Origin of the sequence: Actinoplanes sp. NPDC051633 (assembly GCF_040681735.1) — a bacterium.
In the GTDB taxonomy this organism is placed as follows: Bacteria; Actinomycetota; Actinomycetes; order Mycobacteriales; family Micromonosporaceae; genus Actinoplanes.
Map to the genome: position 1 here is coordinate 1 of NZ_JBFAZH010001504.1, position 1,583 is coordinate 1,583.

The 1,583-nt window shown below is 74.7% G+C and carries 1 protein-coding gene and 1 pseudogene; both read right to left on the bottom strand.

Annotation, left to right across the window (positions count from 1 at the left end):
• Positions 1-475: pseudogene (locus tag AB0M20_RS42550) on the bottom strand (hypothetical protein); the annotation flags it as partial.
• 2 nt (positions 476-477) lie between these two features.
• Positions 478-1,583: 3-oxoacyl-ACP reductase (locus tag AB0M20_RS42555; RefSeq protein ID WP_364307096.1), on the bottom strand; the 1,106-nt coding region annotated here is incomplete at its 5' end.

A 1,583-nucleotide genomic window follows, 5' to 3' on the forward strand; every position in this document is an offset into this window, starting at 1 on the left:
CCGCGGTGGGATCCGGCGCCGGGGAGCGGTCGCGCTGTTCGGTGCCCGAGCTCTCCTTCTTCAGGTACGTGGACACGCCCGTCCACACCTCCGAACCGTCCACAGTGGCCGTCACCACCACGTCGAACTGCCGCCCCCGCGGGTGCGGACGCAGATCCGCCGCCCGCACCAGGAGGTCCAGCGCCGCGTCGGCGGGCACCGGGCGGTGCACCGTGATCCGGTTGGCCACGTGGATCAGCCCGACCACCGGGAACGGGAAGTCCGCCGCCGACATCAGCCGCATCGCCAGCGGGAACGCCAGGACGTGCGGATACGTGGCCGGCAGCAGGTCGGTCAGCGGGAAGCCGCACACCCGGTCGTACTGCGCGAGGTGGGCCCGATCCACCCGGACGGTCCGCTCGAGCCGCTCGCCGGGCAGGTCCGCCGGGCGCGGCCGGGGCAGCAGCGTAGTGGCGGCCCGCAGGTAGAAGGACATCGTCACGCCCCCAGCAGACTCTGGCCGCAGACCCGCACCACGTTGCCGGTGACCGTGCCGGACCCCGGCGCCGCGAACCAGGCGACCGTCTCGGCCACGTCGACCGGCAGGCCGCCCTGCGCCATGCTGTTCATCCGGCGCCCGGCCTCGCGCAACATCATCGGCATCCGCGCGGTCATCGCGGTCTCGATGAAGCCGGGCGCGACCGCGTTGACCGTGATGCCGCGGCCGATCAACGCCGGCGCGGTCGCCTGCACCATCCCGATCACGCCGGCCTTGCTGGTCGCGTAGTTGGTCTGCCCCCGGTTCCCGGCGATGCCGGCGATCGAGGCGACCCCGGCGACCCGGCCGCCGTCGTGCAGCAGGCCGCGCTCGAGCAGCGCCTCGGTGATGCGTTCCGGCGCGGTCAGGTTGACCGCGAGCACCGAGGTCCACCGGTCGGCGTCCATCTTGGCGATGGTGCGATCGCGGGTGATCCCGGCGTTGTGCACGACGATGTCCAGGCCGTCCGGCAGGTGCCCGGCGAGCCGGTCGGCGGCATCCGGATGGGTCAGGTCGAGCTGCACGGCCCGGCCGCGCACCTCGTTCGCCACCCCGGCCAGGGCGTCGCCGGCGGCGGGCACGTCGAGGGCGATCACCGAGGCGCCGTCGCGGGCGAGCACCCGGGCGATGGCGGCGCCGATGCCGCGGGCGGCGCCGGTCACCAGGGCGGTCCGGCCGGCGAGGGGCTGCTCCTGGTCGGCGGGCTGCGGGGGAGTGCCGGCGCCGATCCGGATCACCTGGCCGCTCACGTACGCCGATCGGCCACTGAGCAGGAAGCGCAACGTCGACTCGACCGCGGGCTCCCCGCCGGGCGCGACGTACACCAGCTGCGCGGTGATGCCGCGGCCGAACTCCTTGCCGATGCTGCGCGTCAGCCCCTCGAGGGCCCGCTGGGCGGTCGCCTCGCGCGGCGTCGCGCAGTCCTCCGGCGCGGTGCCGAGCACGACCACCCGGCCGCTGGGCTTCACCGATCGGGCGTGCGGGTGGAAGAAGCCGTGCAGCGCCACCAGCTGCGCCGAGTCGGCGATCCCGGAGGCGTCGAAGATCAGTGCGCCGTGTGGCGGAT